Origin of the sequence: Roseovarius sp. SCSIO 43702 (genome assembly GCF_019599045.1) — a bacterium.
In the GTDB taxonomy this organism is placed as follows: Bacteria; Pseudomonadota; Alphaproteobacteria; order Rhodobacterales; family Rhodobacteraceae; genus Roseovarius.
On the sequence record NZ_CP080623.1, the window covers coordinates 2,339,303 to 2,365,873 of the forward strand.

30 protein-coding genes and 1 other RNA gene are annotated in these 26,571 nt (G+C 68.2%); 26 read left to right on the forward strand and 5 right to left on the reverse strand.

Annotated elements, in window-relative coordinates; all coding sequences use genetic code 11:
* Positions 1–5: 5 nt before the first annotated feature.
* Positions 6–1,280, reverse strand: coding sequence for an FAD-binding oxidoreductase (locus tag K1T73_RS11520; protein ID WP_220600844.1), 1,275 nt, complete (start codon positions 1,278–1,280; stop codon positions 6–8).
* Between the two features lie 133 nt (positions 1,281–1,413).
* Between K1T73_RS11520 and K1T73_RS11525 the strand changes: the two genes are divergently transcribed.
* The 11 genes from K1T73_RS11525 to K1T73_RS11575 all read left to right on the forward strand — a co-directional run bounded on the left by K1T73_RS11525 (position 1,414) and on the right by K1T73_RS11575 (position 11,537).
* Positions 1,414–1,815, forward strand: coding sequence for a rhodanese-like domain-containing protein (locus K1T73_RS11525; RefSeq protein ID WP_220600845.1), 402 nt, complete (start codon positions 1,414–1,416; stop codon positions 1,813–1,815).
* 45 nt (positions 1,816–1,860) lie between these two features.
* Positions 1,861–2,322, forward strand: coding sequence for a DUF805 domain-containing protein (locus K1T73_RS11530; protein ID WP_220600846.1), 462 nt, complete (start codon positions 1,861–1,863; stop codon positions 2,320–2,322).
* Between the two features lie 108 nt (positions 2,323–2,430).
* Positions 2,431–2,880: a DUF805 domain-containing protein gene (locus K1T73_RS11535; protein WP_220600847.1), complete on the forward strand. Its 450-nt coding sequence runs from the start codon at positions 2,431–2,433 to the stop codon at positions 2,878–2,880.
* Positions 2,881–2,995: 115 nt separating this feature from the next.
* A complete protein-coding gene (locus K1T73_RS11540; RefSeq protein WP_220600848.1) occupies positions 2,996–3,646 on the forward strand; it encodes a DUF4129 domain-containing protein in 651 nt (216 codons plus the stop codon).
* Positions 3,639–4,955 (forward strand): hypothetical protein, encoded by a 1,317-nt coding sequence (locus tag K1T73_RS11545; protein ID WP_220600849.1) that lies wholly within the window; start codon positions 3,639–3,641, stop codon positions 4,953–4,955. The genes K1T73_RS11540 and K1T73_RS11545 overlap by 8 nt, the downstream gene beginning before the upstream one ends.
* A complete protein-coding gene (locus tag K1T73_RS11550; protein ID WP_220600850.1) occupies positions 4,924–5,880 on the forward strand; it encodes a MoxR family ATPase in 957 nt (318 codons plus the stop codon). The genes K1T73_RS11545 and K1T73_RS11550 overlap by 32 nt, the downstream gene beginning before the upstream one ends.
* Positions 5,880–7,193: a DUF58 domain-containing protein gene (locus K1T73_RS11555; RefSeq protein WP_220600851.1), complete on the forward strand. Its 1,314-nt coding sequence runs from the start codon at positions 5,880–5,882 to the stop codon at positions 7,191–7,193. The genes K1T73_RS11550 and K1T73_RS11555 overlap by 1 nt, the downstream gene beginning before the upstream one ends.
* A complete protein-coding gene (locus K1T73_RS11560) occupies positions 7,190–8,218 on the forward strand; it encodes a stage II sporulation protein M (protein ID WP_220600852.1) in 1,029 nt (342 codons plus the stop codon). Before K1T73_RS11555 ends, K1T73_RS11560 begins: the two co-directional genes overlap by 4 nt.
* Positions 8,215–9,135, forward strand: a complete 921-nt coding sequence (locus K1T73_RS11565; protein WP_220600853.1) for an RDD family protein — start codon at positions 8,215–8,217, stop codon at positions 9,133–9,135. Before K1T73_RS11560 ends, K1T73_RS11565 begins: the two co-directional genes overlap by 4 nt.
* 96 nt (positions 9,136–9,231) lie before the next feature.
* The gene (locus tag K1T73_RS11570; protein ID WP_220600854.1) at positions 9,232–10,605 is read left to right on the forward strand and encodes an L-serine ammonia-lyase; all 1,374 of its coding nucleotides are present in this window, start codon (positions 9,232–9,234) and stop codon (positions 10,603–10,605) included.
* On the forward strand, positions 10,605–11,537 hold the full coding sequence (locus tag K1T73_RS11575; protein ID WP_220600855.1) for a DMT family transporter: 933 nt from the start codon (positions 10,605–10,607) through the stop codon (positions 11,535–11,537). Before K1T73_RS11570 ends, K1T73_RS11575 begins: the two co-directional genes overlap by 1 nt.
* Here the strand turns inward: K1T73_RS11575 and K1T73_RS11580 are convergent, their stop codons facing one another.
* Complete coding sequence (locus K1T73_RS11580) at positions 11,538–12,203, reverse strand: thiamine diphosphokinase (protein ID WP_220600856.1); 666 nt, start codon at positions 12,201–12,203, stop codon at positions 11,538–11,540.
* Positions 12,204–12,351: 148 nt separating this feature from the next.
* Here K1T73_RS11580 and K1T73_RS11585 point away from each other — a divergent pair, with 148 nt between their 5' ends.
* From K1T73_RS11585 to K1T73_RS11620, 8 genes are all read left to right on the forward strand, one after another.
* Positions 12,352–14,499, forward strand: coding sequence for a hypothetical protein (locus K1T73_RS11585; protein ID WP_259400230.1), 2,148 nt, complete (start codon positions 12,352–12,354; stop codon positions 14,497–14,499).
* 66 nt (positions 14,500–14,565) lie between these two features.
* Positions 14,566–14,917, forward strand: a transfer-messenger RNA (tmRNA) gene (gene ssrA, locus K1T73_RS11590).
* A gap of 128 nt (positions 14,918–15,045) precedes the next feature.
* Positions 15,046–15,858, forward strand: a complete 813-nt coding sequence (locus tag K1T73_RS11595; protein WP_220600857.1) for a chromate resistance protein ChrB domain-containing protein — start codon at positions 15,046–15,048, stop codon at positions 15,856–15,858.
* A 3-nt stretch (positions 15,859–15,861) separates the two neighbouring features.
* Positions 15,862–17,103, forward strand: coding sequence for a chromate efflux transporter (chrA, locus tag K1T73_RS11600; RefSeq protein WP_220600858.1), 1,242 nt, complete (start codon positions 15,862–15,864; stop codon positions 17,101–17,103).
* Positions 17,104–17,208: 105 nt separating this feature from the next.
* Complete coding sequence (locus tag K1T73_RS11605) at positions 17,209–17,703, forward strand: SspB family protein (protein ID WP_220600859.1); 495 nt, start codon at positions 17,209–17,211, stop codon at positions 17,701–17,703.
* A 105-nt stretch (positions 17,704–17,808) separates the two neighbouring features.
* Positions 17,809–19,200, forward strand: coding sequence for a class II fumarate hydratase (gene fumC, locus K1T73_RS11610; RefSeq protein WP_220600860.1), 1,392 nt, complete (start codon positions 17,809–17,811; stop codon positions 19,198–19,200).
* A gap of 300 nt (positions 19,201–19,500) precedes the next feature.
* Positions 19,501–19,680 carry a DUF4169 family protein gene (locus tag K1T73_RS11615; protein WP_220600861.1) on the forward strand — a complete coding sequence of 60 codons (180 nt, stop codon included), beginning with the start codon at positions 19,501–19,503 and terminating at the stop codon, positions 19,678–19,680.
* A complete protein-coding gene (locus K1T73_RS11620) occupies positions 19,677–19,928 on the forward strand; it encodes a ribbon-helix-helix domain-containing protein (RefSeq protein WP_220600862.1) in 252 nt (83 codons plus the stop codon). Before K1T73_RS11615 ends, K1T73_RS11620 begins: the two co-directional genes overlap by 4 nt.
* 121 nt (positions 19,929–20,049) lie before the next feature.
* Here the strand turns inward: K1T73_RS11620 and K1T73_RS11625 are convergent, their stop codons facing one another.
* Positions 20,050–20,841, reverse strand: a complete 792-nt coding sequence (locus tag K1T73_RS11625) for a GGDEF domain-containing protein (protein ID WP_220600863.1) — start codon at positions 20,839–20,841, stop codon at positions 20,050–20,052.
* A gap of 126 nt (positions 20,842–20,967) precedes the next feature.
* Here K1T73_RS11625 and hisB point away from each other — a divergent pair, with 126 nt between their 5' ends.
* Genes hisB through K1T73_RS11640 form a run of 3 tightly spaced genes read left to right on the forward strand, consistent with a single transcriptional unit; the run spans position 20,968 to position 23,139 of the window.
* Complete coding sequence (hisB, locus tag K1T73_RS11630) at positions 20,968–21,555, forward strand: imidazoleglycerol-phosphate dehydratase HisB (RefSeq protein ID WP_220600864.1); 588 nt, start codon at positions 20,968–20,970, stop codon at positions 21,553–21,555.
* A gap of 4 nt (positions 21,556–21,559) precedes the next feature.
* Positions 21,560–22,198, forward strand: coding sequence for an imidazole glycerol phosphate synthase subunit HisH (gene hisH, locus K1T73_RS11635; RefSeq protein ID WP_220600865.1), 639 nt, complete (start codon positions 21,560–21,562; stop codon positions 22,196–22,198).
* Positions 22,195–23,139 (forward strand): glutaminase, encoded by a 945-nt coding sequence (locus K1T73_RS11640; protein ID WP_220600866.1) that lies wholly within the window; start codon positions 22,195–22,197, stop codon positions 23,137–23,139. Before hisH ends, K1T73_RS11640 begins: the two co-directional genes overlap by 4 nt.
* A gap of 87 nt (positions 23,140–23,226) precedes the next feature.
* Here K1T73_RS11640 and K1T73_RS11645 read toward each other — a convergent pair whose 3' ends face one another.
* Entirely contained in the window at positions 23,227–23,619 is a 393-nt protein-coding gene (locus tag K1T73_RS11645) for a DUF2147 domain-containing protein (RefSeq protein WP_220600867.1), read from the reverse strand.
* A 137-nt stretch (positions 23,620–23,756) separates the two neighbouring features.
* Between K1T73_RS11645 and hisA the strand changes: the two genes are divergently transcribed.
* The gene (gene hisA / locus K1T73_RS11650) at positions 23,757–24,479 is read left to right on the forward strand and encodes a 1-(5-phosphoribosyl)-5-[(5-phosphoribosylamino)methylideneamino]imidazole-4-carboxamide isomerase (RefSeq protein WP_220600868.1); all 723 of its coding nucleotides are present in this window, start codon (positions 23,757–23,759) and stop codon (positions 24,477–24,479) included.
* A 36-nt stretch (positions 24,480–24,515) separates the two neighbouring features.
* On the opposite strand, the gene K1T73_RS11655 is transcribed toward hisA, so the two are convergent.
* A complete protein-coding gene (locus tag K1T73_RS11655) occupies positions 24,516–24,971 on the reverse strand; it encodes a DUF302 domain-containing protein (RefSeq protein ID WP_220600869.1) in 456 nt (151 codons plus the stop codon).
* 213 nt (positions 24,972–25,184) lie between these two features.
* On the opposite strand from K1T73_RS11655, the gene hisF reads away from it, so the two are divergent.
* From hisF to K1T73_RS11670, 3 genes are read left to right on the forward strand one after another with little or no spacing between them, the layout of a single operon-like run.
* The gene (hisF, locus tag K1T73_RS11660) at positions 25,185–25,949 is read left to right on the forward strand and encodes an imidazole glycerol phosphate synthase subunit HisF (RefSeq protein ID WP_220600870.1); all 765 of its coding nucleotides are present in this window, start codon (positions 25,185–25,187) and stop codon (positions 25,947–25,949) included.
* Entirely contained in the window at positions 25,946–26,257 is a 312-nt protein-coding gene (locus tag K1T73_RS11665) for a phosphoribosyl-ATP diphosphatase (RefSeq protein WP_220600871.1), read from the forward strand. Before hisF ends, K1T73_RS11665 begins: the two co-directional genes overlap by 4 nt.
* Positions 26,254–26,544: a Dabb family protein gene (locus K1T73_RS11670; protein ID WP_220600872.1), complete on the forward strand. Its 291-nt coding sequence runs from the start codon at positions 26,254–26,256 to the stop codon at positions 26,542–26,544. The genes K1T73_RS11665 and K1T73_RS11670 overlap by 4 nt, the downstream gene beginning before the upstream one ends.
* The last annotated feature ends 27 nt before the right edge of the window (positions 26,545–26,571 follow it).

Genomic DNA, 26,571 nt, shown 5'->3' on the forward strand with positions numbered 1-26,571 from the left:
GGACCCTAGATGCTTTTCCAGACCTGGTTGGCCACGAACGCCGCGCGGTAGAGCGGCGTCATCACGGGCGCGAGCCTGTCGCGCTCGGGCTCGGTGACGGGAAGCGGCAGGCTCTCCTCGTCGGCGCCGGTCAGCAGTTCCGCCATCGCCTGCCCGAAGACGGTCCCCGTGGTGATGCCGCGTCCGTTATATCCGATCGGCGCATAAAGCCCTTCGTCCAGCCGCAGGATGCGCGGCAGGTGATCGGGCGTCATCGCGATCTGGCCGTGCCACGCGGTCTCGAACGCCACCTCGCCCAGGTCGGGGAAGAGCCGTGCCAGCTTGCGCTTCGCCCATCGGCGCGAGAGCCCGGCCCGCGACGATCCGACGACCTCGCCCATCGAGCCGATGATCATCCGTCCTTCGGCATCGCGGCGCAGCGAGAACATGATCGTGCCCGTATCCCAAAGCCCCTGCCCGGCCGGCAGGATATCGGCAGCGCGTGCGCCCAGCGGCTCGGTCGCGACCTGAAGGAACGGGATCCGCGTCAGGCATTGCGACAGGCCGGGCCAAAGCTCATCGGTATAGGCGTTCGTCCCCAGCACGACATGGCGCGCACGAACCGTGCCGCCTTCCGTCGTCACGTGCCACAGCCCCGCCTCGCGGTGCAGACCCGTGGCGCGCAGGCCGGTGGCGATCCGCGCGCCCGCCCCCCGCGCGGCCCGCGCGAGGCCGCGGGCATAGCCCATGGGCTGAACCGTGCCCGCCCGATGATCCAGAAGCCCCCCGTGAAACGTCCGCGATCCGGTGAGCCGCGCCACCTCGTCGCGGTCCAGAAGATCGACCGGCGCCCCGAGGCGCTGCCATTCGGCATGGCGTCCCTCGAGGTCGCGCAACCCGCGCGGCGCATGGGCCGCGTGGATCGTGCCGTTCCGGGTCGGGCTGCACCGGATCTGGTGGCGCTCGATCAGCGAGAACACGTAATCGGGCGCCGCGCTGAACCGCTCCACGAAACGCGGCCCGTAGGTATCGCCCAGGATCGCGCGCACCTTGGCGGGCGGCAACCAAGCGGCGGCATTGACGAGCCCCACGTTCCGGCCGGACCCGCCATGGCCCACCTCCTCGGCCTCGATGACCTGAACCTCCAGCCCTGCCTCGGCGGCGTGAAGGGCGGTCGAAAGGCCCGTGTATCCCCCGCCCACGACCGCGAGATCCACGACCCCATCGCGGATCTCCTCGGGCGCGATCTCGTTTTCCTGCGCGGTCTCCTGCCAAAGCGAAATCGGCATGTCCGGGGCCATCGCTCGCCTCCTGCTGCGGTGGTGTCCTGTGGGCACGAAAGGCATTCAAACCTCTCGCGAAACGCATTAGTGATGGAGCAGATGCGCCGGGCTGTCCATGGTCCATCGCGCCGCAGACCCACGGAAGGACACCATGCCGGATCTGAAGATGACCGCCGCCGAGATGGTCGCCGACGCCCGCACCCGGATCGAGGAAATCGACACCGACACGCTTCTCGCCCGGCTCGGTGATCCCGACCTCGTCATCGTCGATATCCGCGACGTTCGCGAAAGGGCGCGGACGGGCTTCATCCCCGGCAGCGTCCACGCGCCGCGCGGGATGCTGGAATTCTGGGTCGACCCCGACAGCCCCTACCACCGTGAGGTCTTCGCACAGGAAGGCAAACGCTACGTCCTCCACTGCGCCTCCGGCTGGCGCTCGGCGCTGGCGGCCGATACGCTGCGCATGATGGGCTTCGAGGTGTCGCACCTGCGCGACGGGTTCACCGACTGGGTCGCCCGGGGCGGGCCGGTCGAGATGCCGAAGGACGGCTGACAGGGGCGCCGCCTTCGCGGAACCGCAACGATGAAAGATCGGACGATGGGATTCAAGGAAGCGCTCGACACCTGCCTGCGTCGGAAATACGCCACCTTCCAGGGCCGCGCGGCGCGGTCGGAATACTGGGTCTTCTACCTCTTTCAGGTCGCCGGCATCGCGCTTTTCGGCAGCCTCGCCTATTACACCTTCTATGCCAACCCATCGACACTCGTCCTCGATTTCGGGAACTGGCCGGTGCTCACCTGGCTGACGCTGGCGCCGCTCGTCCTTTTCATCCTCGCCACGCTGCTTCCGGCGATTTCCGTGACCGTGCGGCGGCTGCATGACCGCAATCTCTCGGGGTGGTGGTATCTGGTCTACATCATCACCGGCGCGATCCCGTTCATCGAGCGGATCGCGGTTCTGGTCTTCTTCTTCGTCACCGTCATGAAGGGCACCGAGGGCGAGAACAAGTATGGCCCCGACCCGCTTGCCGGGCCGAACACGGCGGATGTCTTCGCGTAATCCTGCCGGGCCGAATTCGGCGATCCTCGGGGCGTTCACAAAAGCTTGAACGTGTCTGCGCGCTCGCATAACGTGGCGAAAGCCAAATTGCATTAGAGGGACAAGGCTATGGGATTTAAGGAAGCGGTTCGTACCGTATTGAAAGAGAAATACGCGACATTCCAGGGGCGCGCGCCCAGATCGGAATTCTGGTGGTTCATGCTCTTCGTGACGCTGGTCGGCATCGTGCTGATCGGCCTCGCCTTCGCGTTCGGCGGTGGCCGGATGATGGAAGGCGGCGAGCCGTCGGCACTCTCGATGATCTTCTTCGGGCTCTACGGCATCTTCTACCTCGCCGTCCTGATCCCCAGCATCGCGGTATCGGTGCGCCGGCTGCATGACCGCAACATGTCGGGCTGGTGGTATCTCGGCATGATCGTGGCAAGTTTCATTCCCTTCGTGGGGTTCATCGCCTCGATCGCGTTCCTCGTGATCATGTGCCTCAAGGGGACGGATGGCGAGAACAAGTATGGTCCCGACCCGCTGCGCGGCGCGGCCAACGCCGAAGTTTTCTCGTAACCTCATGGCGCGATGGCGCGCTCTCGGCCCCGCACTCCTGTTGTGCGGGGCCTTCCTGTCTGTGGTGCCTCCCGGCGCCGCAGCCGCTCAGGATGGCCAGCCCCCCATATCGACGGTGGCGCCACCCCGCGACGGGGCAGAAGATTACCTCTCGGCCGCCCGTGACAGCCGGGTCGAGACGGAGCTGCGCTATGCCGACCGGATCGACCCCGATCTCCTGACCGACGAGAACCCCGAGATCGAACCCGCCGCGCCGCCGCGCTCTGCCCCCAGCCTTCGCATCGAGGGCGGTTTCGGCGTGTTCCTGATGATCGCGCTCGTGACGATCCTGCTTTTCCTCTGGCTCCGCTTCGGCGGCTCCGGCGCACTTCTCTCGGCCACGCCCAGGGAAAGCGACGGCGCACAGGAAGCGCCCGAGGCGTGGAAGATCGGCTCGGACGAGACCGCGATGGACGGCCGCAGCCTGCTTGACCGGATCCGCGCGATGCCGGACCGGCGCGAGGCGCTCGTCCACCTTCTTCGCCACGCGCTTCTCGCCGCCGGTGACGAGGCCCAGGTGCGCTTCGCGCGCTCCGACACCGAGCGCGAGGCCTTCGCCCGCCTCCCCGAGGGATGGCGCCACCGGGACCTCCTGCGCCTGCTGCTGCGGGCAGCCGAACTCGCGCATTACGGCGGGCGGCCGGTCTCCGAGGAGGCCTTCGAGAACGCCCTGCAACAGGGTGCGGCCATTCTCGGGCCACGGCGCGGAGGCGCGGCGCATGGGTGACAAGACACCTCTCATCATCGTGGGCGCGCTCATCGTGCTCGGCCTCGCAGGGCTTCTCCTGCTGGGTGGCGGCGACGGCGGTCGGCGCATCGACCGGTCGCTGATCGGCGTCCACGGTCTCGGCATCGTCGCGCGCGCCGACGGCATCGAGACGCGGCAGTCCCATCCCCGCCTGTCGCCCCATATCCGCGATCTCTCGATCCGGGTCTTCGCGCTCTACGACACCGACCTCACGCGCTACGAATCCGAGCCCGAAACCCGGCGCGATCTTCTCTACCAGGAAACCCAGAAATCCATCGCGCTGGGCGATCTCCAGACGAAGCTCGCCGAACTCCCAACGATCCTGCTTCTGCCGAAATGGACCTCGGGGATGTTCGAACTGGAGCTCGCCCACGACATCCTGCTCATTCCCGACGCCTCGATGCGCCGGCTCCTGGACCAGATCGGCCTGCCCGGTCTCGAAGTCACCCGCGCGGGGCCGAACTTCGACGTGCTCTCCGATGGGCGCCACGGAATGGCGCTCTTCCACGCGCAGACCTTCGCCCGCGCCTCCCTGCCCGCGAATTGCCGCGCCGAGGTCGCGGATGGTCCGCGTGTTCTCGTCGCCGCCTGCGATCTGGGGGACAGCCCCTACGAGACATGGATCGTCTCGGACCCGGACCTGATGAACAATCACGGCCTCGCCAATGGCGACAACCGCGCCGCCGCGCTGGCGCTGCTGCGCGCGAGGCTCGATGGCGACGCGCGGCCCGTCTACCTCGATACCAGCCCCGATCTTCTCACGGCCTACGAGGAAACCGATGCCGAACGCCAGGACTACGAGCGCTCGCCCTCCGATCTCGGCCGGTTCTTCGCCTATCCGTTCAACGTCCTCTGGGCGATGCTCTTCATCGTGCTCGGCGTTCTCTACTGGCGCGGCGCGCGCCGCTTCGGCCCCATCGCTGAGCTTGCCGACCAGGGGCGCGAGATGTCGCGCACCGCGGCCATCGCGGCCAAGGGCCGGCTTCTGCGCCTGTCGGGCAATGACGGGCAACTGGTCGCCGATTTCGTGCGGAACCAGCTACAGGATCTCACGCAACAGACCTTCGGCCCCGATCTCGGCCAGGCGGGGCAGAAGCGCTTCTTCGCCCATCTCGCCCGGCAGGACCCCGTGCTCGCGCGCGATTTCGAGGACACCGCCCACGGCCTCATCACGAACGCGGCCACCCTGCCCCGCGCCGACCTCTACCGCCAGCTTGGCCATTACAAAACTCTCTTGGAAAAAGTTGTGACTGCTCATGGATCTCTCAGAATTTCAACAAACCGCTGACGCCATCCGAGACGAGGTGGGCCGCGTCGTGCAGGGCCAGCGCGAGGTCGTGGACTTCCTGCTGACCTCGATCTTCGCGCGCGGCCACTGCCTTCTCGAAGGCCCGCCCGGCACCGCCAAGACCCTCCTCGCGCGCTGTCTCGCGCAGGTCATCTCGCTCGATTTCGGCCGGGTGCAGTTCACGCCCGACCTGATGCCGGGCGACGTGCTGGGCGTGAACCTCTACGATTTCCAGTCGGGCAGCTTCCGCCTGACCAAGGGGCCGGTCTTCACCGACATCCTGCTCGCGGACGAGATCAACCGCGCCCCGCCCAAGACGCAGTCGGCGCTCCTCCAGGCGATGAACGAACGCGAAGTCACGATCGACGGCACCAACTATCCGCTGGGCGGCGAATTTTTCGTGATCGCCACCCAGAACCCCATCGAACAGCACGGCACCTACCCGCTCCCCGAGGCACAGCTCGACCGCTTCCTCTTCAAGCTGCTGGTCGATTTCCCCGACCGCGAGGCCGAGATCTCGATCCTTGCGCGCAATGCCACGCTTCCGGTCGAAACCGACAAGGGCCGCACCGACCTGCGCCAGGTCCTCACCCGCGAGACGCTCCAGGCGGGGCGCGCGCTCGTCGATTCGATCCGCCTCGACGAGACGATCCTCACCTATATCGTGGACCTGGTCCGCGCCACGCGCAGCGATGCCGAGATCCTGCACGGCGCCTCGACCCGCGCCGCCGACGCGCTGGCCGGTGCCGTGCGGGCACGCGCCGCGCTCGACGGTCGCGACTACGCCATCCCCGACGACGTGCAGGCGCTCATCACGCCGGTCCTGCGCCACCGGATCGTCCTCGGACCCACCGCCGAGATCGAGGGCCGCAGCCCCGACGACGTGCTCGCCACCATCGTGAACCGGCTGGACGCCCCGCGCTGATGCGGCCGTCGCGTCGCCTCATTGCCTGCGTTCTCGCGCTCGCGGCGATGACCGTCATCCTCATGGTGGTCATGCGCGAGGCAAGCGGCGCGCTCATGCTGATCTGGGGTGGGCTGTTGCTGGCCGCCCTCGTCGATCTCGCCCTTTCCGTCTCGAGCCGGAGCCTCACCCTCGAGGCGAGCCTGCCCGAACACGGGTTCAACGGCATGACGGCCCCGCTCACGGGCGCGGTGTCGCGCTCGGGCGGCGCGCTTCCGTCGCCCGTCGAGATGCGCCTCACCCTTGATGCCGGTCTCTCGGCGGACGAGACGATCACGCTCGCCCCCGGCGCCGGCGACACGACCGTTCCCTTCGAAATCCCCCTCGGGATGAGCCGGCGCGGCGCACAGACGCTCCGCACGATCGCGCTGCGCTACATGTCCCGCTTCGGCCTTTTCGAGATCCTGCCGCGCTGGAACGTGGACCTGACCATCACCGTTCTGCCCGACATCCAGCCGGTCCTCTCGGGCGACATACAGACCCAGCTTCTGCCGCTCATGGACGGGCTCAAGGTCACGACCCTGCGCGGAGAAGGTTCGGAATTCCATCAGTTGCGCGACTTCACCCCCGGCATGGACCCCCGCTCGATCGACTGGAAACGCTCGGCACGGATGAACACGCTCGTCGCGCGCGAGACCCGGGCGGAACGCAACCACCAGATCATGATCTGCATCGACCACGGGCACCTCATGGCACAACGTGTGGGCACCCTGTCGAAGCTCGATCACGCGATCAACGCGGCGCTGGCGATGACCTGGGCGGGGGTGCTCGGCGGCGACAACGTGGGGTTCTACACCTTCGGTGCGCGCCCCGGCCAGATGATCGCGCCACGCGGTGGCCGCACCGCCTTCGCGCGCATCCGCGCCACCTGCGCCGAGCTCGAGGAGAGCCTCTCCGAAACAAACCACACGCTCGCCATGACGCATCTGAACGGTGCGCTCTCGCGGCGCTCGCTCGTGATCGTCTTCTCGGATTTCGTCGACACCACCACCGCCGAGCTGCTGATCGAGAACATGGCGGTGATGACGCGCCAGCACCTCGTCCTCTACGTCGCGATGCGCGACCGTGCCATCGAGGATCTCGCCCGGCCCGACACGCTCAGCATGGACGCGATCTCGCGCGCGATCTCGGCCACGCATATCCGGCAGGAGCGCGCGCAGGTACTCGACCGGCTGCGGCGCCTCGGCGTTCTCTGTCTCGACACCGACCCCGAAACGCTCACGCCCGACCTCGTGTCGCGCTACATGGACATCAAGCTTCAGGGACTCATATGACCGCAGAGGCACGGATCACACCGGGCGACGACGCCATCCGCTCGACCCGCTTCCGCAAGGAGCGCGAGGCCGGCTGGAAGAAGCTCGACGCGCTCGTCACGCAGGCCGAGAAGCGCGGCGTGCAGGGCATGAGCTACGAGGACACGCTCGCCCTCGCCTCGCTCTACCGGCAGGCGATGAATTCGCTCAGCGTGGCGCGGGCCATCTCGATGGACCGCGCGCTGCTGGCCTATCTCGAGGCGCTCTGCGCGCGCGCCTACCTCGTGGTCTACGCCCCGCAGGAAAGCGTGACGGGCGTTCTGGGACGGCTCTTCACCCATGGCATCCCGCAGGCCGTGCGCCGCTGCGGCACCGCGCTTTTCATCGGGTTTCTCGCGATGATCCTCGGCGCCTTCACCGGCTACATGCTCTACCTGCAGGATCCCGCGTGGTTCTTCACCTTCGTGCCGGGCGAGCTCGCGGACGGCCGCACCCCCTCGGCCTCGACCAGCTACCTGCGCAGCACGCTGTTCGACGACGACCGGCATTCGGGCGAATCCCTGGGCGTCTTCGCCTCGTTCCTCTTCTCGCACAACACCCAGGTCGCGATCCTGACCTTCACGCTCGGCATCTTCGTCACGCTCCCGTCCTTCATCCTCACCTATTACAACGGCCTGATCCTCGGCGCCTTTTTCGCCATGTTCGCGCAGGCGGGCCTCGGCTACGAGCTTTTCGGCTGGCTCTCGATCCACGGCGTGACCGAGCTTTCGGCGATCTGCGTGGCCTGCGCGGGTGGCGCGCAACTGGGCCTCGCGGTGCTGCTGCCGGGCAACCGCACACGCCGGGCCGCGCTCCGCGAACGCGGGCGTGACGCGGTGAAGCTGATGGTGCTCGCGGGGCTCATGCTGATCGTCGCGGCCTTCGTCGAGGGGTTCCTCCGACAGACCGTGCAATCGACCGAGCTTCGCCTCGCCATCGGCTGGGGTCTCGGACTCGGCTGGATCGCCTGGCTGCTCCTCTCGGGACGCGAGGAGACCGCGCGATGACGACCACCACGGTCAACCGCAACCTCGGCATCCGGCGGCTCGAGAACTACCTGCCGCCAGAAGGCGTGCCCATCGCCTTCGACATCGCGGGGCTCGGCGCGCGCCTCGGGGCCCAGATCCTCGACATCGTGATCACGTTCGGCTCGGTCCTCGTGCTGCTCTGGGTGCTCATCTGGATCAACATCCTGTCCTGGAGCGCCTTCGCCACGCTGTTCATCCTGCTCATCTTCTTCGTCCGTATCCCCTACTACATCCTCGCCGAACTGGTCTGGAACGGGCGCACCCTCGGAAAGCGCATGGTCAAGATCCGCGTGATCAGCGCCGACGGCACGCGGCTCAGCCCCTACCAGGTCACCGCGCGCAACCTGATGAAGGAGATCGAGGTTTTCACGCCCATATCCATGCTCCTGGGCGCCGGGAATTTTCACTGGATCGTGTCCGTGCTCATCTTCCTGTGGTCATTCGGCGTGCTCTTCGTGCCGCTCTTCAACAAGCGGCGGCAGCGGCTGGGCGACATGATCGCGGGCACCGTCGTCGTCGATCAGCCCAAGACCGTGCTTCTGCCCGACCTCACCCAGGCCAACCTCAAGCGCAGCACCGGCGCGCGCTTCGTCTTCGATCCCAGCCATCTCGGCATCTACGGCCGTTACGAGCTTCAGGTGCTCGAACAGATCCTGCGCGACCCGCCGAAGACGATCGAAGCGCGCGAGCGCGTGGCCGAGGTCGTGGCCACCATCCTGCGCAAGATCGACTATCCCGAACGGGTCGCGCGCACCGAGGAATGGGAATTCCTGCACGAGTTCTATACCCAGCAGCGTGAATTCCTCGAAAGCCGCCACCTCTTTGGCGACAGCCGCGAGAACAAGTTCCACGACAAGGCGCCGACGCCGGAGCGGAATGGCGGAAAATCCGGCTGACATGTCGCAGATTCCGATAGACTTGGACGGGGATCGTGCCTACGCCTGCCCGGTGTGACCGGTCGCGCCGCGCCCGGCCCAGCCAGGGAGACTGCCATGTTCCTTTCGGTTTTCGACATGTTCAAGGTGGGCGTCGGCCCTTCATCGTCGCACACGATGGGGCCGATGGTGGCCGCCGCGCGCTTCCTCGACAAGATGCGCGCCGCGCCCTTCGCCCCCCACGGGGTCAAGGGCACGCTCCACGGAAGCCTCGCCTTCACGGGCGTCGGCCACGCCACCGACCGCGCCACGATCCTCGGTCTCGCCGGTTTCAGGCCCGAAACCTACGACGCCGGGAAGGCCGAGGAGACGCTCGCGCAGATCCACGACACGCATACCATCCGGCCCGATGGCCTGCCCGAGCTGAAATTCCATCCCAAGGACGATCTCGTCTTCGATTTCGGGCCCAACCTGCCGGGTCACGCCAACGGCATGGTGCTGATGGCCACCGACGCGCAGGGCGACGTGATCCTGCAGGAAACATATTACTCCATCGGCGGCGGTTTCGTGCTGACCGGGGACGAACTTGCCCAGGGCCGCGACACCGATGACGGCGCACCCGTCCCCTACCCGTTCAAATCCGCGGCCGAGATGCTCGAGATGGCCGAGAGCTCGGGCAAATCCATCGCCGAGATGAAGCGCGCGAACGAGATCTCGCGCGGCGGGGCCGAGAACCTGAAATCCGGCGTCGCACGTATCTGGCAGGTGATGAACGACTGCATCGACCGTGGCCTCGCCACCGAGGGCGAATTGCCCGGCGGCCTCATGGTCAAGCGCCGCGCCAAGGGCATCCACGACGCGCTCCTGGCCGAGCGGGGGACCAATCTCAATGCCCCCCACAAGATCAACGACTGGATGAGCGTCTATGCCATGGCCGTGAACGAGGAGAATGCCGCCGGCGGCCAGGTCGTGACCGCGCCCACCAACGGCGCGGCGGGAGTCGTTCCGGCCGTGATCCGCTACTGGCTCGACCATGTGCCGGGCGCGTCCGCCGAGCGCGTGGACGAATTCCTGCTGACCGCCGCCGCCATCGGCGGCCTCGTGAAGTTCAACGCCTCGATCTCTGGGGCCGAAGCAGGCTGCCAGGCCGAGGTCGGCAGCGCCGCGGCCATGGGCGCGGCGGGGCTCGCCGCCGTGCTGGGCGGCACGCCCGCCCAGATCGAGAACGCCGCCGAGATCGCGCTCGAGCATCATCTCGGGATGACCTGCGATCCGGTGAAAGGCTTGGTTCAGGTGCCCTGCATCGAGCGCAACGGCCTCGGCGCGATCAAGGCGGTGAGCGCGGCCTCCCTTGCCCTTCGGGGCGATGGCACGCATCTCGTCCCGCTCGACGCCTGCATCGAGACCATGCGCCAGACCGGCGAGGACATGAGCGAGAAATACAAGGAAACCTCGCTTGGCGGCCTCGCCGTCAACGTCCCCAACTGCTGATGACCCGGCCCGCTCTTCCGGCCATCTCGGCGGGAAACACGACGCTCGGCATCGTCTTCATGATCGGCTTCTCGGTCCTGGCACCCGTCATGGACACGGCGGCCAAGCTTATCGGCGACGGGCTCGCCGTGGGCCAGGTCGCCGCGACCCGCTTCGTGTTCCAGGCGGCGATCCTCCTGCCGATCGCCTGGGCGGCGGGCTGGCTTCACCGGCCGCGCAGGGGAGAAATCCGGCTCCACCTCGCCCGCGCGCTCCTGCTGCTGATGGCCACCTCTCTCTTCTTCTTCTCGCTGCGCTACATGCCGGTGGCCGAGGCCATCTCGATCTTCTTCGTGGAACCCTTCATCCTCACCCTGCTCGGCGCGTGGCTCCTGTCCGAACCCATCGGCCCGCGCCGCTATGTCGCCTGCGCCATCGGCTTCGCGGGCGCGCTTCTCATCATCCGGCCCACGTTTCACGACGTGGGTGTGGTGGCTTTCCTGCCGCTCGGCACGGCCTGCCTCTTCGCGCTCTACATGATCCTCACCCGCCGCATGGCCACGACCATGAACCCGATCACCCTTCAGGCCTACACGGGCCTTGCCGCGCTCGTCATCGCGATGCCGATCCTCACCGTGATGGACGGCTCGGGCGTGGCCGAGCTCGACCCCTCCTGGCCGACGCAACGCGAGATCCTTCTGCTCTGCACGGTCGGCCTCGTCGCCACGCTGAGCCATGTCTGCATCAGTTTCGCGCTCTCCTTCGCCCCGGCCTCGACCATCGCGCCGCTGCAATATCTCGAGATCGTCTCGGCCACGCTCCTCGGCTTCTGGATCTTCGGAGAGCTGCCCGATGCGATCACGTGGCTCGGGATCACCCTCATCGTGGGATCGGGGCTCTTCGTGTTCCTGCGCGAACGTCACCTCGAACGGCGCCCGCCCCCGCCGCCCTGATCACCAGCGCGCCGCGCTCCGGCCGAGCGAGGCGACAACCCCGTCGAGGCAATCGCTCGGCAGGCTGAGCAGCATCTTGGGCGCCGTGAACCCCAGTTGGATCGCCCCCGTCGCCCGGTTCGACGTGCCGATCATCCCGTCGGGCGCGAAGTTCAGACCGTCGATCGGCCATTCCAGCCCCTCCGACACCCCCTCGACCGCGCCCATCGGGAAAAGCGAGACCGTCACGCCCCGCGCGAGGTCCAGCGCGAAATTCGGCGGCGACAGCAGGACAAGGCTATCCTCGCTCGTCAACACGGCCCGCTTGCCCGGATACCGCACCAGGGTGTTGCATGCCGCGAGCTGATGATCCAGCCGCTTGCCCAGGAACCCCACCCCGATGACGAGCGGCGCCTCGATGTTGCGCAGTGCCTTGTCGAAATCGGTGCTGTCCTGTTCGGCGATCCGATGCACCCGCTCTCCGGGGATGCGGGCGCGCGCTTCGTTCGAGAGGCTGTCGAGATCGCCGATCACCGCCTCGGGAACGACTCCCGCCGCAAGTGCCGCATCCGCACCGCTGTCCGCGGCCACCACCCTCGGGGCGTGGCGCAGCGCGGCGCGCAGGCCGCTTTCCGCGACGCTGCCGCCCCCGACAAGCGTGATCGGTTCGTTTCCGTGAACAATCATCTACTTTCCCCGCGATTACCCCGGCTTTACGAAACAGATCACAAATTCGTCACGAAATGATACGCTCGTCTTCTCAGATTCGGGCCTCTTTTGACGGGTCCACCATGGTAAACACGCCTTGTGTGGGCAAACACAAAGCGAGCATCTTATGGTCAATACAAGTAAAATCCTCACGGTCTCCTATGGGACCTTCTCGTGTACCCTCGAGGGATTCGACGACAGCTTCGATACGATGAAGGCGATCGCCGAGTATTTCCGCGATCTGGCAGCCGACGACCGCTATTTCGGCGCCGAGCCTCCCACCCCCGACGCAGAGATGCTGGCACGTATCGCCGAGCGCGAGATCGCGCGCCGGGTCGAGGCACATGATGCCGATGGCCGCATCCACCTGCGCGCCGCCGATGCCGAGGACACCACACCCCGAGATTCCGCCGCCATGCTGCCCGATGGCACGGATGCGGCCCCCAGGGCCGCGGACAGCTCTGCCATGTCACTCGCTCGCGACATGGCAGAGCGCGTCCAAACCGATGACGACACCGCCGACGACTGGACCGACCCCGCCCCGCGCCGCGCCGCGCCCGCCTCCGGCACCGCCGAGTCGGTGGCCGACAAGCTGCGCCGCATCCGCGCGGTCGCCAACCCCGTCAGCACCGCCTTCGCCGGTGGCTACAGCGAGGACGAACACGCGCAGGATTTCCTGGCCGAAACCGCGGCCGAGCTTGACGAGGCGCTGGCCGAGGACGACGCCGCCGAACTGCGCGACGCCCCCGAAGTCCCGGCAGAGGACGAGGCGGCGACCGACCTCCGCGACGACGACGAGGCCGAGGACGAGGCGGCGCAGGCCGACGATTCCGCGCCCGATGACCGCGAGGACGAAAGCCTCGACGACGACGCGATCCTCGCCGCCGTGACGTCCGAGCCGCTCGCCGGTCAGACGCCGGATGAGGCCGAGACGCTCGATTTCGACGCGATGGCATATGACGACGACATCGACGCCCACGATGACATCGACGCGCTTCTGGGCGCGGACGTGGCCGATGCCGCCGCTCCCGCGCCGGCTCCCGAGGTCGAGACGGAAACATCCCTCGACACCGCGCCCGAGGAGAGCGTGGAGGAAACGGCCGAGGATATCGAAGACGAGATCGACGATGCGGATGAGGACGCCGGGTCGGACGAGGACACGCTCGCGCAACTCATGGCCGACGCGCTGGGTGGCGAAACCGGAGCCGACGACACCGACACCGACACCGACACCGACACCGCGCAACCGCTCGAGGCCCGCGTCGTCAAGATGAAGCGCAGCGAGTTCGAGGCCGTCATGGCCGAAACCGGCCTCGCCCGCGACGACGAGGACGAGGCCGCCCTCAGCCCGGAGGATGAGGCCGAGCTTCAGCGCGAACTGGCCGAGGTCGAAGCCGAACTGGCCGCCGCCGCGCAGGACGATATCGACGCATCTGGGGAAACTGAGGTCGCGGCCGACGACGCCGAGGTCGCCAGCGACCACGAAGACGACGACGCGGAAACCACGCACGCCGACGACGAATGGGACGAAGACGAGGACGAGACCGACCACGCCGTCGAGGCGTCCGACCCCGAGGCCGACAGCGCCCGCCCCGCCGGGTCCGAACGCCTCCCGAGGGGCGCAGATGGCGCCGAGGCCGATCGCATGTTCCGCGAGGCCGACACGCAGCTTGGCGACAGCGAAGGCACCAAGCGCCGCAGCGCGATCCAGCACCTGCGCGCCGCCGTCGCGGCCACGAGGGCCGAGAAGAAGGCCGGCGGCGACATCACCAAGCCCGCCGACGTGGCGCCCTACCGCCTCGATCTCGAGCAGGCCGTGCGCCCGCGCCGCCCCGTGGCAAGCGGCACGGCCCGCGCCGAACGCCCGGCGACCGAGCGTCCCGCGCCGCTGCGCCTCGTGGCCGAGCAGCGCATCGACCGCCCGACCGAGCCGGTGCGCCCGCGCCGGGTGTCGCATTCCGATCTCGTGGCCGAAGCGCCCGCGGCCCGGAACGACGACGCCGCAAGCTTCGCCGACTATGCCGAGCAGGTCGGCGCCAACAGCCTGACCGACCTTCTCGAGGCGGCCGCCGCCTACCTCGCCGATGTCGAGGGCCGCGACCAGTTCTCGCGCCCGATGCTCATGCACAAGCTGCGCGAGATCAGCGACGAAGGGTTCTCGCGCGAGGACGGGCTCCGTTCCTTCGGGCAACTCCTGCGCCAGGGAAAGCTGCAGAAGCTCAAGGGCGGCCGCTTCGCCGTCACGCCCGACACCGATTTTCGACAGGCCGGCTGACACCGGGGGCCCTGCCCCGTTCCTGCGGAAAATCCCCGGTCCACACCGGGGATTTTTCCTGTCCGCCCCCTTTGCAAGCGGCCTGATCGGCCCTATATTCCAAGTGTTCTGCAAGGGACTATGGACATAAACGCGCTCGTAATAAGCGGATCGGACCCGGGGGCGGTACCCGGCGGCTCCACCAAATACCCTCGTTGGGGGATCACGGGGCCGAAACAGGATCGACGAACGTCTAAAGGGGTTAGCTTTGTCCCGGTGAGATACCACCGTTATCGGTTCATCAAAGCATAATTGCCAACGACAATCGTGCTCCGGTTGCTCTGGCTGCGTAAGCAGTTCGAGGAATCGAAACTTTAAGCCCTTGCCTCTAGCAAGGTAAGGCGGGGTTCGCAGGCACCTGGCAACAGAAGCCTGCACTTTCCATTTCTGCCCGGACATTGACACATCGCCCGCCGAGGCGCATTCTTGCCGCATGGGGCCACACGCGACTGCCCCGTGAGGCCCAGGCCCAAAGTCGCATCCACTGTCGTTTCCAGAGGATGTGCCATGCCTGCGCCCGATGAAATCACCGTATCCTGCCTCGACCGCCTGATCGGCACGCCCGATTGCCCCGAGATCGTCGATCTCTCGCTCGACGAGGATGTCGCCGCGGACCCTTTCCTCATCCCCGGCGCATGGCGTCACGATCACCGCGATCTTCCCGGCCTCGCCCGCCGTCTCGACGGGGGCCGCGCCGTCATCGTTTGCCAGAAGGGCCGGAAGCTGAGCCAGGGCGGCGCGGCGTGGCTCGCCTCGGAAGGCATCGAGGCTTCCTTCCTGCAGGGCGGCAACCACGGCTGGCGCGACGGCGACGGGACGATGCGCATTCCCCTCGCCGAGCTGCCCGACCCTGCGAGCCCGACCCTATGGGTCACACGCCACCGGCCCCGGATCGACCGCATCGCCTGTCCCTGGCTCGTCCGGCGGTTCATCGACCGGCGCGCGCGTTTCCTCTTCGTGGCACCCGCCGAGGTGGCCGACGTCGCCGACCGCTTCCGCGCCATTCCCTTCGACGTGGACGGTGCCCGCTACACCCATCGCGGCGCGGAGTGCACCTTCGACGCCCTTCTCGCGGATTTCGCCCTGACTTCCGCCCCGCTCGCCCGTCTCGCGACGGTCATTCGCGGCGCCGACACCGATCGGCACGAGTTGCACCCGGCGGCCGCGGGGCTGCTGGCCCTTTCGGTCGGCCTCTCGCGCCTTCACCGCGGCGATCAGGCGCAGCTCGCGGCGGGCCTTCCGCTCTACGACGCGCTCTATCGCTGGGCGCGCGACGGCGCGAACGAGACGCATGACTGCCACGAACGGTCAAGGGGCTGAGCGATGGCCCCCACATATCCCGACCTCTTCAGCTGCTTCGCGCGCATCGGGCTGCTGTCCTTCGGCGGCCCGGCCGCGCAGATCGCGCTCATGCATGACGAGCTGGTCGCGCGCCGCGGCTGGCTCTCCGAGGATCGCTTCCTCGGCGCGCTCTCCTTCTGCATGCTCTTGCCCGGCCCCGAAGCGATGCAGCTTGCGACCTACGCGGGCTGGCGTCTGCGCGGGGTACCGGGCGGGCTGCTGGCGGGGCTGCTCTTCGTGCTGCCGGGCGCTGCGGTCATCCTCCTTCTGGCGGGCGCCTACGCGGCCTATGCCGATCTCGCCTGGGTGCAGGCGGCGTTCCTGGGGGTGAAGGCCGCCGTCGTGGCCATCGTCCTGCGCGCGCTCTGGGGCCTTTCGCGCAAGGCCCTGCGCGGCCCGCTCCACTGGGGGCTGGCGGCGGCCGCCTTCGTCGCCATGTATGTGCTCGCGGTGCCCTTCCCGCTCGTTATCCTGGGTGCGGGCCTCGCCGGCGCGATTCTCGGGCCACGGGGCGATCCGGCCCCGCACGCGCATCATCCCGGCCATCGGCACCTCTGGCGCCTCCTGCCGGTCTTCGGCGCGCTCTGGGCGGCGCCGCTCGCCCTGGCCCATGCCAGCGGGGCGGAGTTCCTGACCGACATCGGCCTCTTCTTCTCGAAACTTGCCGTCGTGACATTCGGCGGGGCCTACGCCGTCCTGGCCTACATGACCGAGGTCGTGGTCGAGACGCATGGCTGGATCACCACCGACCAGATGATCGACGCGCTGGGCCTGGCCGAGACGACGCCCGGCCCGCTCATCCTCGTGACCGAATTCGTGGGCCTCCTCGCGGGCTTCGCACAGGGCGGCTGGCCGCTTGCCCTCCTGGCCGGGGCGATGACGCTCTGGGTGACATTCCTGCCCTGCTTCCTCTGGATTTTCGCGGGCGCGCCCTATGTCGACTGGCTTCTGGGCAGGCCCCGCCTGCGCGGCGCGCTGAGCGGGGTGTCGGCGGCGGTGGTGGGGGTGACCCTGAACCTCGCGCTCTGGTTCGCGTTTCACGTGCTCTTCGCCGCCACGCACCGCACGCCATGGGGGGCCTGGCCCGATCTTGCGACCTTCGAGCCTCTCGCGGCAGCCCTCCTGCTGGTCTCGGCGGCGGCGCTGCTCGTCCTGCGCTGGGCGATCCCGGCCACGCTCGCGGTGGCATCGCTCCTTGCGCTGGGCGTCTTCGCCCTTGGCTGACCGGAGAACCATCGCGCAGCGCGATTTCGGGGTCTTTCACTTTCGTCCGAATCCCGTATTGTGGAGCGAGGAACTGCGGCCTGCGGGCGATCGGGAGAGGCAAGGATGCCGCGCATCATCGACTACGGAAAGCTGATGCACGCCGCCATGCGGCGCCTGATCCAGACCGTCTTGACCGATGTGCAGGACAACGGCCTGCCCGGCGCGCATCATTTCTTCATCACCTTCGACACGACCCATCCCGACGCGCGGCTCGCCGATTGGCTGCGCGAACGCTACCCCTCGGACATGACCGTGGTGATGCAGCACTGGTTCGACAATCTCGAGGTGGGCGAGGACGGCTTCGGCATCACGCTCAATTTCGGCGACGCGCCCGAGCGCCTTTTCATCCCCTACGACGCGATCCAGACCTTCGTCGATCCATCCGTCGAGTTCGGCCTGCGCTTCGAGCAGCAGGAGGATGACGACGAGGAGGATCCGTTCGAAGGTCTCGACCTCGACGAGCTTGATGACGACGACCACGCCCCGGACCCAGCCCCGCACGAGGATCGCGAACGGCGCGAGGCCGAGGTGGTCAGCCTCGACAAGTTCAGGAAATAGCACCGCGCCGCTGGCACCCCCGTCCCGCGCAGTCCGGGTGACGTTGATCTTTCCGCCGCAGCCGTTATGACGGGCGCGAACCGATCACCACCAGGAGCGCTCCGAATGACCGCCACCCGCACCGAAACCGACAGCTTCGGCCCCCTCGAGGTGCCCGCCGACAAGTACTGGGGCGCCCAGACGCAGCGGTCGCTCATGAACTTCCCCATCGGGTGGGAAACGCAGCCCGTCGCGATCGTGCGTGCGCTCGGCGTCATCAAGCAGGCCTGCGCGGAGGCCAACAGGAAGGCGGGCGGGCTCGACGCGCGGATCGCCGATGCCATCATCGAAGCGGCAGGCGAGGTCATCGCGGGCAAGCTCGACGATCATTTCCCTCTCGTCGTCTGGCAGACGGGCTCGGGCACCCAATCCAACATGAACGCCAACGAGGTGATCGCCAACCGCGCGATCGAGATCCTGGGCGGCGAGATCGGCACCAAGGACCCGGTGCATCCCAACGATCACTGCAACATGGGTCAAAGCTCGAACGACACCTTCCCCACCGCCATGCACATCGCCACCGCCATGATGGTGCGCGACGTTCTGCGCCCGGGGCTCGAAAAGCTTCTCCACGGGCTCGAGGCCAAGTCCGAGGAATTCCGCGACATCATCAAGATCGGCCGCACCCACACGCAGGACGCGACGCCGCTGACGCTCGGACAGGAATTCTCGGGCTATGCCCACCAGGTCCGCCAGGGCCTCGCGCGCATCGACGCGGCGATGCCCGGCATCTACGAGCTGGCGCAGGGCGGCACCGCCGTCGGCACCGGCCTCAACACCCGCAAGGGCTGGGGCGAGGAGGTCGCGGCCAACATGGCGCGCATCACCGACCTGCCCTTCGTCACCGCGCCCAACAAGTTCGAGGCGTTGGCGGCCCATGACGCGATGGTGTTCCTCTCCGGCGCGCTCGCGACGGTGGCGGGCTCCTGCTACAAGATCGCCAATGACATCCGCTTTCTCGGCTCCGGCCCCCGCTCCGGCCTGGGCGAGCTGATCCTTCCCGAGAACGAGCCTGGCTCGTCGATCATGCCGGGCAAGGTGAACCCCACGCAGGCCGAGGCGCTCACGCAGGTGGCCGCGCATGTGATGGGCAACGACGCGGCGATCAAGTTCGCGGGCAGCCAGGGCCATTTCGAGCTCAACGTCTACAACCCGATGATGGCCTACAACCTGCTGCAATCCATCCAGCTTCTGGGCGACGCGGCCGACAGCTTCACCGAGCGGATGCTGAGCGGCATCGAGGCCAACGAGGAACGCATCGACAAGCTGATGCGCGAATCGCTCATGCTGGTCACGGCGCTCGCCCCCGAGATCGGCTATGACAACGCCACCAAGGTCGCCAAGACCGCGCACAAGAACGGCACCACCCTGCGCGAGGAGGCCGTCAATCTCGGCTTCGTCGACGAGGAGACCTTCGACCGCATCGTGCGTCCGCAGGACATGATCGGCCCCCGATGAGCCGCGCCCTGCCGCAGCCAGCGGTCGGGCGCCGCACGCTTCGGGGCAGGACACCCGGCAGGCGGGGGCGCGTGGGCACCCCCGGCATCCGGGCCGGGGCGGCGCGCGGCGCCCGACGCGTCAGCCCCTTCGACCCGCCGCAGACTCCTCTTCCCGGTCCCTCGCCCCTCTTGGGCCGTCCCGTCACCCGCCACCACGCCCAAAAGCGGCTTGCCACGCGGCGCGGTGCGGGCGCATGGTCACCAGACCGCGCTGGATCGCCGATCCGTTCCGCGCGAATCCGCACGTGATGAGCCCCCGATGAGTACGACGCCCATCAATCTCAACAAGGTCCGCAAGGCCCGCACGCGCGCCGAGAAGAAGGCGCGCGCCGACGAGAACTCGGTGAAGTTCGGGCGCAGCAAGGCGCAGAAATCCCTCAATCGCGCCCGCGCCGAGAAAGAGGCGCGCGATCACGCGGACCGGAAGCGGGACCGGTGAGCGCCCGGCCCCAGAAACACTCGCTCACGCTGCGCGGGCATCGCACCAGCGTCTCGCTCGAACCGGATTTCTGGCGCGCCTTCCGCGACATCGCCCGAGCGCGCGGCATACCGCTCAACGAACTTGCCGCCGAGATCGACGCGGCGCGAACCGCCGGCGACGCGCCCGAGATGGGCCTCGCCTCGGCCATCCGCGTCCACGTGCTTGCCCATTTCCGCGCGCTGGCCGAGGGGCGCGAGACCGGCTGATCCCCCGCCGATACGACCGCGATTCGCCCGGCAGCCTCCCACGCGACAGCCTCTCCGACACACCCCGTCCCCGTCAACTTCACCGGCCCCGCGCGACCCTCCGCCCGCGACCCCGCGCGCATCACGCCTCCCCCCGCATCGGCCCGGGCGGTGGATCGGGACCGCGCGCACGCTCCCCCTCGCCCTCGCCCGACGCATCCCGCGCCCCGGACCCGTCCACGCGGACGCGGTTCCGCCCGGCCGATTTCGCCCGGTAGAGCGCCAGGTCGGCGCGGTGCAATGCGGCGTCGATCGCCTCCCCGCCCGACACCTCGGCGACACCGAAGCTGGCCGTGAGCCGGATGGCGCGTCCCTCGACCAGGAAACGGTGCTCGGCGACCGCGCCGCGCAACCGCTCGGCGATGGCTTCCGCCTCGGCCAGCCTCCGCGCCTGCAACAGGATCACGAACTCCTCCCCGCCGAAACGCGCCACGATGTCGCCCGCGCGACAGGTGCGTTGCAGGCACCGCGCGAATTGCGAAAGCGCCGCATCCCCCGCCTTGTGCCCGTATCGGTCGTTCACCTGCTTGAAATGGTCGATATCCACCGCCACGACCATCAACGGCCAATCGCGCTCCTCCGACACCGCGCGATAGAACCGCCGGCGCGAGGCGCTCCCGGTCAGCGTGTCGTGATCGACCGCGTGAGAGAGCTGCTGCCTCAGCCGGTGATTGGCCAGAAGGCCTATCCCGGCGAGATAGGCGATGGGCAGCAGCAGGCAGACCATGATCACCGCGTTCGCGACGAAAACCCGTGCCCACGCGTCGCGCGGGAGAAGCGCGAACTGGATCGCATCGGCCGCCACCATACCCACGAGGGTCGCGCCGATGGCAAACCCCCTGACCTGCGCGGGTGTCTCGAGCCGCAACTGCATCCGTCCCTCCGGAACGATTCGCACCGACGATAGCGCGCAGGGATTAAGACGGGGTTTCGTGATCCCGGCTTGGCCTGCCCGTCCGTCCCCCCTATAAGGACCGCGCACATCACCGAGAGGTCGCCCATGCGCCGCGCCACGATCACCCGCAAGACCGCCGAGACCGACATCACCGTCGAGCTCGCGCTCGACGGCACCGGAAACTACGACAACGAGACCGGCGTCGGCTTCTTCGACCACATGCTCGACCAGCTCGCGCGCCACGCGCTTTTCGACCTGCGCATCCGCTGCGAGGGCGACCGGCATATCGACGATCACCACACGGTCGAGGACGTGGGCATCGCGCTCGGGCAGGCGCTGACCGAGGCGCTCGGCGACAAGCGCGGCATCCGGCGCTACGGCGCGTGCCTGCTGCCGATGGACGACGCGCTGGTGCGCGTGGCGCTCGATCTCTCGGCGCGGCCCTACCTTGCGTGGCACATGGACCTTCCCACCGACCGCATCGGCAGCTTCGACACCGAGCTCGTGCGCGAATTCTTCCAGGCTTTCGTCACCCATGGCGGCATCACGCTCCACCTCGACGCCCTGCGCGGGATCAACAGTCACCACATGGCCGAAGCCGCGTTCAAGTCGCTCGCGCGGGCCCTGCGCGACGCGGTCGAGACCGATCCGCGCAAGTCCGACGCGATCCCCTCCACCAAGGGCGCGCTCTGAGCCCATGACCACCGTTCTCGTCGACTACAGCGCCGGCAACCTGCATTCCGCGGAAAAGGCGTTCCAGCGCATGGCGCGCGAGGTGGATGCGGGCGAGGTGATCGTGACCTCCGACCCCGACATCGTGCGCCGGGCCGAGCGGATCGTGCTTCCCGGAGACGGCGCCTTTCCCGCCTGCCGGGCGGCTCTCTTCGACCTGAGCGGCCTTTTCGAGGCCATCGAGGAGCGCGTCATCCGTGACGGCCGGCCCTTCATGGGAATCTGCATCGGGATGCAGATGCTCGCCACGCGCGGGCTGGAACATCGGCAGACGGCGGGCTTCGACTGGATCGCGGGCACCGTCGGTCCGATCACGCCATCGGACGACCGGCTCAAGGTGCCGCATATGGGCTGGAACGACCTCGTCATCGACCATCCCCACCCGGTGCTCGCGGGCGTCGCCACGGGCCAGCACGCCTATTTCGTCCATTCCTACCACTTCACGGTCGATGACCCGGGCCACCGCCTTGCCCATGTCGACTACGCGGGCGACATCACCACGGTCGTGGGGCGCGACAACATCGTCGGCACGCAGTTCCACCCCGAGAAGAGCCAGGCCACGGGCCTTGCCATCATCGCGAACTTCCTGGACTGGAGTCCATGACCCCGCCGGACGACGCCACGCTCCAGGCCATACTCGACCGTATCGCCCTCGAGGCGCGGGAGGACCCGGACAAGGGCCGCGTGGCCGACTACATCCCCGAGCTCGCCGCCATCGACCCCGATCAGTTCGCGATCGCCGTGGCCCGCCCCGGCCATCCGACCCTGATCGCGGGCGACGCGGCCACGCCCTTCTCGATCCAGTCCGTGTCGAAGGTCTTCACCCTCGCCATCGCGCTCGGGCTGCGCGGCGATCGCCTCTGGGAGCGGGTCGGGCGCGAACCCTCCGGGCAGGCCTTCGACAGTGTCATCCTGCTCGAGCTGGAAAGGGGCCGGCCCCGCAACCCGTTCATCAACGCGGGCGCGATCGTCACCACCGACGCCGTGCTCTCCGGCACCCACGAGCCGCGCGGCGCCCTTGCCGCGATCCTGAGCTTCGTGCGCGATGCCGCGGGCGACGAGAAGATCCACATCAACGACTCCGTCGCCGCATCCGAGATCGCGACGGGCCACCGCAACTTCGCCCTTGCGCATTACCTCCTGTCCCACGGGAACCTGGAGAATCCGCCCCACGAGACGCTGGGCACCTATTTCCACCAATGCGCCATCGAGATGACCTGCCGGCAGCTTGCCAACGCGGGCCTCTTCCTGACCGGCTGCGACGATGCGCCGGGGCTCGTCTCGCCGGGCCGCATCCGGCGGATCAACGCGCTGATGATGACCTGCGGGCATTATGACGGCTCGGGCGACTACGCCTATCGCGTCGGCCTGCCGGGCAAGAGCGGCGTCGGCGGTGGCATCCTCACCATCGTGCCGGACAAGGCGTCGGTCGCGGTCTGGGCACCGGGGCTGAACCGCTACGGCAATTCCAAGCTCGGGACCGAGGCGATGCAACGCCTCTCGGACCTGACCGGCTGGTCGGTCTTCGGCACCGCGCCCGACTGATCCGCATGGAAAAAGGCGCACACCGCGACCGGCATGCGCCCCCTCGTCCTTCAGGGATTCATCCGTTCCGCGGATGCACCCTCTCGCCTACTTGACCTTCTTCCACGTCCCGCCGTCACGGCAGATCCCGAGCACGCAGCCCTTCACCTTGAGCGTGTTGCCCGACATCTGAAGCCGCGACGCGTAGGTCTTGCCGCGATCCGGCGAATAGACCTTGCCCGAATAGGCGCCGCCGCCCTCCGCCTTGGTCTGCGAGATGATCTGGCGCCCCACGTTGTCGCTCTTGATCTCCTTGCCATTCGGGCCGTAGGCCTTGATCAGCGTGCCGCAAAGCGCGCCGCCGCAGGGCTTCACATGGATGAGCCCCGAATTGCCGTTGTCGTCCTTCGCGGTCCGCCAATAGCCTTCGAGCGGATCCGCCGCCCAGGCGATCCCCGCGCTCATCACCAGCGCAACCGCCGCCATACCGATACGTTTCATCTCGTCTCCTCCCTGAGATTGCGCACCGAGCATGACCCGTGCCGCCGCATCAGATCAACACTGACGTAGGGTCGCGTTGCATTCGTCCCGCCCGCGTGGCACATCCCGGCCCACCCCTGCCCCACGGAGCCGCGCGCATGATCCTCTACCCCGCCATCGACCTCAAGGACGGCCAGGCCGTGCGCCTCCTGCGCGGCGAGATGGACGCCGCCACCGTCTTCAACGACGACCCCGCGGCCCAGGCGGCCGAGTTCGTGGCGGCGGGCTGCGAATGGCTGCATCTCGTGGATCTGAACGGCGCCTTCGCTGGCGAGCCGGTGAACGCCGCGGCGGTCGAGGCGATCCTCGCGCGCTGCGACGTGCCCGCGCAACTCGGCGGCGGCATTCGCGACATGGCCACGATCGAACGCTGGCTCTCGAAAGGTCTCGCGCGGGTGATCCTCGGAACCGTCGCGGTCGAGAACCCCGCCCTCGTGCGCGAGGCCGCCCGCGCCTTTCCCGGTCAGGTGGCCGTGGGCATCGACGCCCGCGACGGGCGCGTGGCCACGAAGGGCTGGGCCGAGGAAACCGATGTCATGGTCACCGACCTCGCCAGGTCCTTCGAGGACGCGGGCGTCGCGGCGATCATCTATACCGACATCGACCGCGACGGCGCCATGCAGGGCCCCAATATCGAGGCGACGGCGGCGCTCGCCCGCGCGGTCTCGATCCCGGTGATCGCCTCGGGTGGCGTCTCCTCGCTCGCCGACCTCATCGCCCTGCGCGATTGCGGCGCGCCGCTCGACGGCGCGATCTCCGGCCGCGCGCTCTATGACGGCGCGCTCGACCTGCGCGCGGCGCTCGACGCTCTTTCGAGCTAGGCGGGCGCGCGCCGGTCGGGCCGACGCGCCGCCGCGTCAGCCCTTCGCGGCCTTGGCGGTCAGCGCCTCCAGCGCCTCGCGCATCTGCCCCAGGTATTCGGCATCGTCCGAAATCCCCTCGGCATCGTCGAGCATCTCGCCCGGCTCCTCGTAGGCCAGCCAGACCTGCCCGTCGCCATCGCGATAGACAAGCACCTTCATCGGCAGGTAAAGCCCCGCGAGCGGATCGTCCTGCATCGCCAGCGTCCCGATCTTCGGATTTCCGAAGATGAGAACCTGCGACGGCGCGATATACATGCCCGCCTCCTCGGCACCCGTGGCGTGATCGACGCGGGCAAAGACCGTGGCCCCCGCGCCCTCGACGGCAAGCTCCAGCGCGTCCATCACCTTGTCCACATCGCCTTCGGCCTTGACCCGCACGATGTCGTCGGCGCCGGCCCAGGCGCCGGTGGCAAGAAATCCGGCGGCGACCGCGGCAAGAATTCGTTTCATCTTCTTTCTCCGTTCCTGATCCGTGCAGCCGGCACAAGGCCCCCCCGGGAGCCGCGCCGCCCGCACCCTTCCTCCGCAACGCGGCGGCCCCGCGCCGGGTTTCCCGAAAAAGCGCGAGGCGGGCATTTCCTGCCGCACCGCGCCATCACCCTCTGGCATGTGGGCGCAAATGACCATAAACAACCGCCTGGAACCCGATCTGGTGGCACGTTCATGCTCAAGACCCGCATCATCCCTTGCCTCGACGTGGCCGATGGCCGCGTCGTGAAGGGCGTGAACTTCGTCGACCTGCGCGACGCGGGCGATCCGGTCGATGCCGCGCGCGCCTACGACGCGGCGGGCGCGGACGAGCTGTGCTTCCTCGACATCCACGCCACGCACGAGAATCGCGGCACGATGTTCGACGTGGTGCGCCGCACGGCCGAGGAATGCTACATCCCGCTCACCGTGGGCGGCGGCGTCCGCACGCCTTCGGATGTGCGCAACCTGCTCCTCGCAGGCGCCGACAAGGTCAGCTTCAACTCCGCCGCCGTGGCCGACCCCGACGTGGTGCGCGCGGCCTCCGATCTCTTCGGAAGCCAGTGCATCGTCGTGGCCATCGACGCCAAGACCGTGGCGCCCGACCGCTGGGAGATCTTCACCCATGGCGGCCGCCGCGCCACCGGCATCGACGCCGTCGAGTTCGCCCGCACCGTCGCGGCGAAGGGGGCGGGCGAAATCCTGCTCACCTCGATGGACCGCGACGGCACGCGCGCGGGCTTCAACCTGCCGCTCACCCGCGCCATCGTCGATGCGGTCGACATCCCCGTCATCGCCTCGGGCGGCGTGGGCACGCTCGACCATCTGGTCGCGGGCGTGCTCGAAGGCGGCGCCTCAGCGGTGCTCGCCGCGTCGATCTTCCATTTCGGCGACCATACCATCGCCGAGGCCAAGGCCCACATGGCCGCCGCCGGCATTCCCGTGAGGTTGGGCGCATGACACTCGACGAACTCGATCGCATCGTCGCCGCCCGCGCCGGCGCCTCGCCCGAGGAAAGCTGGACCGCGCAACTCCTGGCGAAGGGCCCCGAGAAGGCCGCCGAGAAATTCGGCGAGGAAGCGGTCGAGGCCATCATCGAGGCGGTGAAGGGCGATCGCGCACGCCTCGCCTCCGAGGCCGCGGACGTGCTCTTTCACCTTCTCGTCATGCTGCGCGCCCGCGGCGTGACGCTGGCCGAGGTCATGGCCGAACTCGACGCCCGCCAGCAGAAATCAGGACTTCAGGAAAAGGCCGAGCGACCCGAATGATCCGTCACATCGTCTTCTTCTCCGCCCGCGACCGCGCCGATCTCGACGCCATCCACGAGGGGCTCATGACGCTCTCGCGCATCCCCCACGCGCGCCATTTCGAACTTGGCCGCAACCTCCAGGCCGACACGATCAGCGAAACGCACGTCGATATCGTCGTCTATGCCGAGTTCGAGGACGAGGAGGCGCTCGCCGCCTACAAGGCGCACCCGCTCTATGCCGAGGCCATCCGCCTCGTCCGTCCCCTGCGCGAGACCCGCATCGCGGCCGATTTCCACGCCACCTGACCGCCTTTCCCGGGCCGTAGACGCGGG

Coding starts and splice junctions, on each gene's coding strand:
- K1T73_RS11520 (WP_220600844.1), bottom strand. CDS start 1,280: ATGGCCCCGGACATGCCGATTTCGCTTTGGCAGGAGACCGCGCAGGAA.
- K1T73_RS11525 (WP_220600845.1), top strand. CDS start 1,414: ATGCCGGATCTGAAGATGACCGCCGCCGAGATGGTCGCCGACGCCCGC.
- K1T73_RS11530 (WP_220600846.1), top strand. CDS start 1,861: ATGGGATTCAAGGAAGCGCTCGACACCTGCCTGCGTCGGAAATACGCC.
- K1T73_RS11535 (WP_220600847.1), top strand. CDS start 2,431: ATGGGATTTAAGGAAGCGGTTCGTACCGTATTGAAAGAGAAATACGCG.
- K1T73_RS11545 (WP_220600849.1), top strand. CDS start 3,639: ATGGGTGACAAGACACCTCTCATCATCGTGGGCGCGCTCATCGTGCTC.
- K1T73_RS11550 (WP_220600850.1), top strand. CDS start 4,924: ATGGATCTCTCAGAATTTCAACAAACCGCTGACGCCATCCGAGACGAG.
- K1T73_RS11555 (WP_220600851.1), top strand. CDS start 5,880: ATGCGGCCGTCGCGTCGCCTCATTGCCTGCGTTCTCGCGCTCGCGGCG.
- K1T73_RS11560 (WP_220600852.1), top strand. CDS start 7,190: ATGACCGCAGAGGCACGGATCACACCGGGCGACGACGCCATCCGCTCG.
- K1T73_RS11565 (WP_220600853.1), top strand. CDS start 8,215: ATGACGACCACCACGGTCAACCGCAACCTCGGCATCCGGCGGCTCGAG.
- K1T73_RS11570 (WP_220600854.1), top strand. CDS start 9,232: ATGTTCCTTTCGGTTTTCGACATGTTCAAGGTGGGCGTCGGCCCTTCA.
- K1T73_RS11575 (WP_220600855.1), top strand. CDS start 10,605: ATGACCCGGCCCGCTCTTCCGGCCATCTCGGCGGGAAACACGACGCTC.
- K1T73_RS11580 (WP_220600856.1), bottom strand. CDS start 12,203: ATGATTGTTCACGGAAACGAACCGATCACGCTTGTCGGGGGCGGCAGC.
- K1T73_RS11585 (WP_259400230.1), top strand. CDS start 12,352: ATGGTCAATACAAGTAAAATCCTCACGGTCTCCTATGGGACCTTCTCG.
- K1T73_RS11595 (WP_220600857.1), top strand. CDS start 15,046: ATGCCTGCGCCCGATGAAATCACCGTATCCTGCCTCGACCGCCTGATC.
- chrA (WP_220600858.1), top strand. CDS start 15,862: ATGGCCCCCACATATCCCGACCTCTTCAGCTGCTTCGCGCGCATCGGG.
- K1T73_RS11605 (WP_220600859.1), top strand. CDS start 17,209: ATGCCGCGCATCATCGACTACGGAAAGCTGATGCACGCCGCCATGCGG.
- fumC (WP_220600860.1), top strand. CDS start 17,809: ATGACCGCCACCCGCACCGAAACCGACAGCTTCGGCCCCCTCGAGGTG.
- K1T73_RS11615 (WP_220600861.1), top strand. CDS start 19,501: ATGAGTACGACGCCCATCAATCTCAACAAGGTCCGCAAGGCCCGCACG.
- K1T73_RS11625 (WP_220600863.1), bottom strand. CDS start 20,841: ATGCAGTTGCGGCTCGAGACACCCGCGCAGGTCAGGGGGTTTGCCATC.
- hisB (WP_220600864.1), top strand. CDS start 20,968: ATGCGCCGCGCCACGATCACCCGCAAGACCGCCGAGACCGACATCACC.
- hisH (WP_220600865.1), top strand. CDS start 21,560: ATGACCACCGTTCTCGTCGACTACAGCGCCGGCAACCTGCATTCCGCG.
- K1T73_RS11640 (WP_220600866.1), top strand. CDS start 22,195: ATGACCCCGCCGGACGACGCCACGCTCCAGGCCATACTCGACCGTATC.
- K1T73_RS11645 (WP_220600867.1), bottom strand. CDS start 23,619: ATGAAACGTATCGGTATGGCGGCGGTTGCGCTGGTGATGAGCGCGGGG.
- hisA (WP_220600868.1), top strand. CDS start 23,757: ATGATCCTCTACCCCGCCATCGACCTCAAGGACGGCCAGGCCGTGCGC.
- K1T73_RS11655 (WP_220600869.1), bottom strand. CDS start 24,971: ATGAAACGAATTCTTGCCGCGGTCGCCGCCGGATTTCTTGCCACCGGC.
- hisF (WP_220600870.1), top strand. CDS start 25,185: ATGCTCAAGACCCGCATCATCCCTTGCCTCGACGTGGCCGATGGCCGC.
- K1T73_RS11665 (WP_220600871.1), top strand. CDS start 25,946: ATGACACTCGACGAACTCGATCGCATCGTCGCCGCCCGCGCCGGCGCC.
- K1T73_RS11670 (WP_220600872.1), top strand. CDS start 26,254: ATGATCCGTCACATCGTCTTCTTCTCCGCCCGCGACCGCGCCGATCTC.